The 3,880-nt window shown below is 67.6% G+C and carries 3 protein-coding genes and 1 pseudogene; all 4 read left to right on the forward strand.

The window, feature by feature from the left end; all coding sequences use genetic code 11:
* Positions 1–888, forward strand: an 888-nt coding sequence (locus AC1DQP_RS17750) for a phosphoethanolamine transferase (protein WP_478052132.1), incomplete at its 5' end; no start/stop codon positions are given.
* A 156-nt stretch (positions 889–1,044) separates the two neighbouring features.
* On the forward strand, positions 1,045–2,259 hold the full coding sequence (locus AC1DQP_RS17755) for an acyltransferase family protein (protein ID WP_478052133.1): 1,215 nt from the start codon (positions 1,045–1,047) through the stop codon (positions 2,257–2,259).
* 55 nt (positions 2,260–2,314) lie between these two features.
* On the forward strand, positions 2,315–3,583 hold the full coding sequence (locus AC1DQP_RS17760; protein ID WP_256774439.1) for an MFS transporter: 1,269 nt from the start codon (positions 2,315–2,317) through the stop codon (positions 3,581–3,583).
* Between the two features lie 18 nt (positions 3,584–3,601).
* Positions 3,602–3,880: pseudogene (locus tag AC1DQP_RS17765) on the forward strand (arsenic transporter); the annotation flags it as partial.

The raw sequence follows: 3,880 nt of genomic DNA on the forward strand, positions 1-3,880 counted from the left end.
CGCGCGACCAATCCGGTCCTGTCCCGGCGCGGGGACGTCATCGCCTTCCAGAACGTCGCATCGTGCGGTACGGCCACGGCGATCTCACTGCCCTGCATGTTCTCCCGCATGGCGCGCAGGCACTATGACGACGTTCAAGCCGCAACCGAAGAGAACCTGCTGGACATCCTGCAGCGCACCGGCGTGGACATCCTCTGGCGCAACAACAACAACGGCGGCTGCAAAGGGGTATGCCAGCGCGTGCCCACCGACGACATGCCGGCCCTCAAGGTGGCGGGTCAGTGCGTGAACAAGGACGGCACCTGCCACGACGAGGTGCTGCTGCACCAGCTCGGTGCCCGCATCGATGCCATGAAGGGCGATGCCCTGATCGTGCTGCATCAGATCGGCAGCCATGGGCCGACCTACTTCGAGCGCTATCCCGAACAGGCCACCGTGTTCCGCCCGACCTGCAACAGCAACCAGATCCAGACCTGCACCAACGAGGCGCTGACCAACACCTACGACAACACGCTGGTCTACACCGACCAGGTGCTCGGCAAGACCATCGCCCTGCTGGAGGGATACGCGGACCAGCGCGACGTGGCCATGATCTACGTGTCCGACCATGGTGAATCGCTGGGCGAACGCGGGATGTACCTRCACGGCACGCCGTACGTCATTGCGCCCCCTGAGCAGACGAGCGTGCCCATGCTGATGTGGTTCTCCCCGGCCTTCGCTCGGCATGCCGGCCTGGATCTCGCCTGCCTGCGCGGMAACGCCCAGGGTGAGCGCTACAGCCACGACAACCTCTACCACTCCCTCCTCGGGCTGTTCGATGTGGAAAGCGGCGTGTATCAGAAGGGGCTGGACCTGTTCGCCGGGTGCCGCGCCCCGGCGCCAGGCTGACCGCTCCACGGCATCGCCTCACCCGCGGGGCGTGCGCCGTCCCGCTCGTCCCTCAGGCCCCGCCATTGGCCCCAAACCCTTGTGCCGCCGTCCCTTTCCGCGTGCCATCGGCGCTACGGCCCCGCATGCTGCGGCTCCCTTATCCGTCCTGCTCGCATGACCCGACGACACGATATCGACGCCCTGCGCGTCCTCGCCTTCGCGCTGCTCATCCTCTATCACCTCGCCATGGCCTACGTGGACGGCTGGGGCTTCCATCTGAAGAGCACCCACACCACGCCCGACCTGCAGTGGCCCATGCGCCTGCTCAACGGCTGGCGGATGTCCCTGCTGTTCCTGATTTCCGGCGTGGCCATCGCGCTGCTGGGCCCCGGCCTGCGGCGCGGTCGATTCGCGGCCGTGCGGAGCTGGCGGCTGCTGCTGCCCCTGCTGTTTGGCATGTTCGTGGTGGTCCCCATCCAGCCCTACTGCGAGGCGGTCAGCAATGGCGCCGCCTCGCCCGGGTTCGGGGCTTTCCTACTGCGCTACTGGCAGATCCGGCCCTGGCCGCCCGGCAGCTTTGCCGGCGCACCGTTTGGCATCACCTGGAACCATCTCTGGTACCTGGCCTACCTGTGGTGCTACAGCATGCTGCTGGTGCTGCTCAAGCCACTGCTGGATTCGGCACCGGTCCGCCGCGCCACGGCACGGTTTGCGGGCGCTCCCGGGCGGCTGCTCCTGTTCCTGCMCGCGGGGATCCTGCTGCTGTGGCTGGTGTGGCTGGCACCCGCGCATCCAGCCACMAATACGCTGGTGAACGACACGTATCAGCATGCCAAGTACCTGACCGTCTTCCTGATCGGGTATCTGCTTGGCAGGGAGCCTGCCTTCTGGGAGCGCGCGGTTGCCCTGCGCTGGACCAGCCTGGCCGCCGTGGGTTGCGCGGTCTGCTGGTATTTCCTGCTGGAAGCACTGGGCCAGTGGCTGCCGGCCGACGCGGTATTACGTCGCTGGCCCGCATCGTTCTGGAGCGTGCAGTCGAAATTCTGCGAGATGCTCTACGTGTGGGGCGTCCTGTTGACCCTCCTGGGCTGGGCCAGGCGCTATCTGGATCGACCGTTCCGCTGGCTGCCCTATTGCACCGAGGCCGTCTACCCGTGGTACATCCTCCACCAGAGCCTGCTCATCGCGGCGCTGTATTGGTTGAAGCCGCTGCAGCTTGGGCCCGTGCTTGAGCCGCTGCTGGTATTGATGGCAACGGTGGTCGGCTGCCTGCTGCTACACGAGTGCCTGATTCGTCGTGTGCGCTGGATCCGGCCGCTGTTCGGGCTCAAGGCGGTAAGCGAGGACGCTCCCCGGCGCCACACGGCCGTCACGGACGCGCGCGCATAACGTGCGCACCCCGCGAGCATGGGGGTAGATCGTCCCGACCATCGAGCCTGCGCACGTGAATCCACCGCCCCCCGCCCTGCAGCCGTCCCGCTCGCCTGATCGCGCGCTCGACGGGGTCAACTTCTTCCTGGCCGATGTGCGCGACGGATTGGGCCCCTACCTGGCGATCTACCTGCTGGCGGTCCACAAGTGGGAACCGGCCAGCATCGGCGCGGTCATGACCGTGGCCGGGCTCACCGCCCTGGTCGCGCAGACACCGGCAGGCGCCTTGATCGACCGGGTGAACGCCAAGCGCGCGACGGTCGTGATCGCCGCGATACTGGTCACCGTCAGCTGCCTGGTCCTGCCCTGGACCACCTCGTTCACCCTCGTGGCCATCACCCAGGCGGTGAGTGCCATCGCCGGCACGGTCTTTGCCCCGGCCATCGCGGCCATATCGCTGGGTATCGGCGGACCGCGGGTGTTCGCACGGCGCATGGGCCGCAACGAAACCTTCAACCATGCGGGCAACGCCGTCGCCGCGGTGCTGGCGGGCGGGCTGGCCTATGTGGGCGGACCGGTCGTGGTGTTCTACCTGATGGCGGCCATGACGCTGGCCAGCATCGCCGCCGTGCTGATGATTCCGGCAGCGGCCATCGACCACGAGCGCGCGCGTGGATTGCCCTCCCCACGCCAGGACGCGCCCGCGCCGACCTCGGTCCTGCGGCTGTTGCACGACAGAACGTTGATGATCCTGGCGGCCTGCTGTGCGCTGTTCCACCTGGCCAATGCGGCGATGCTTCCCCTGGTGGGCCAGAAGCTGTCCCAGACCAGCCCCGAGCTGGCCACCACGCTCACCGCCGCCTGCATCGTGGCGGCACAGCTGGTCATGGTGCCGGCCGCACTGCTGGTCGGAAACCGGGCCGACGCCTGGGGACGCAGGCCGCTGCTGCTGGCCGCCTTCCTCATCCTGCCGATCCGCGGCGTGCTGTATCCCCTGTCCGACGCGCCCGCCTGGCTGCTGGGCGTGCAGCTGCTCGACGGCATTGGTGCCGGCATCTTCGGCGCCCTGCTGCCGGTCATCGTCAGTGACCTGACCCAGGGGACCGGTCGCTTCAACGTCACGCTGGGGGCGGTGTCCACCGCCTTCGGGCTGGGCGCCGCCTTCAGTCCTGGGCTGGCCGGGTTGATCGTGCAGTTCGCTGGGTATGATGTCGCGTTCCTGACCTTGGCGGCCATCGCTGCCCTCGCCTTCGTCCTGGCCATGGCCATGCCGGAGACCCGGCCCCAGGCCAGCGATACCACCGCCGAACCTGCAACAACGGCATCCAACGCCCGCCTTTGAGTTTTTCCCGAGCCATTGATGCACATTCCAACCACGTCCCTGATCATCTGGACGGTAACCGCCGTCGCCACCTGCGGTGTCATCTTTCGCCCCTGGCGCGTTCCCGAGTACGCCTGGGCACTGGGCGCGGCCGCGCTGCTGACCGTTACCGGGCTGCTGCCTTTGAATGCGGCCATGGCCGCCGTGGCCGAAGGCGGCGACGTCTACCTCTTCCTGATCGGCATGATGGTGCTGGCCGAGCTGGCACGGCAGGAAGGGCTGTTCGACTGGTTGGCCGCGTATGCGGTGCAGCACGCC

Source organism: Stenotrophomonas sp. P5_A8, assembly GCF_056400545.1.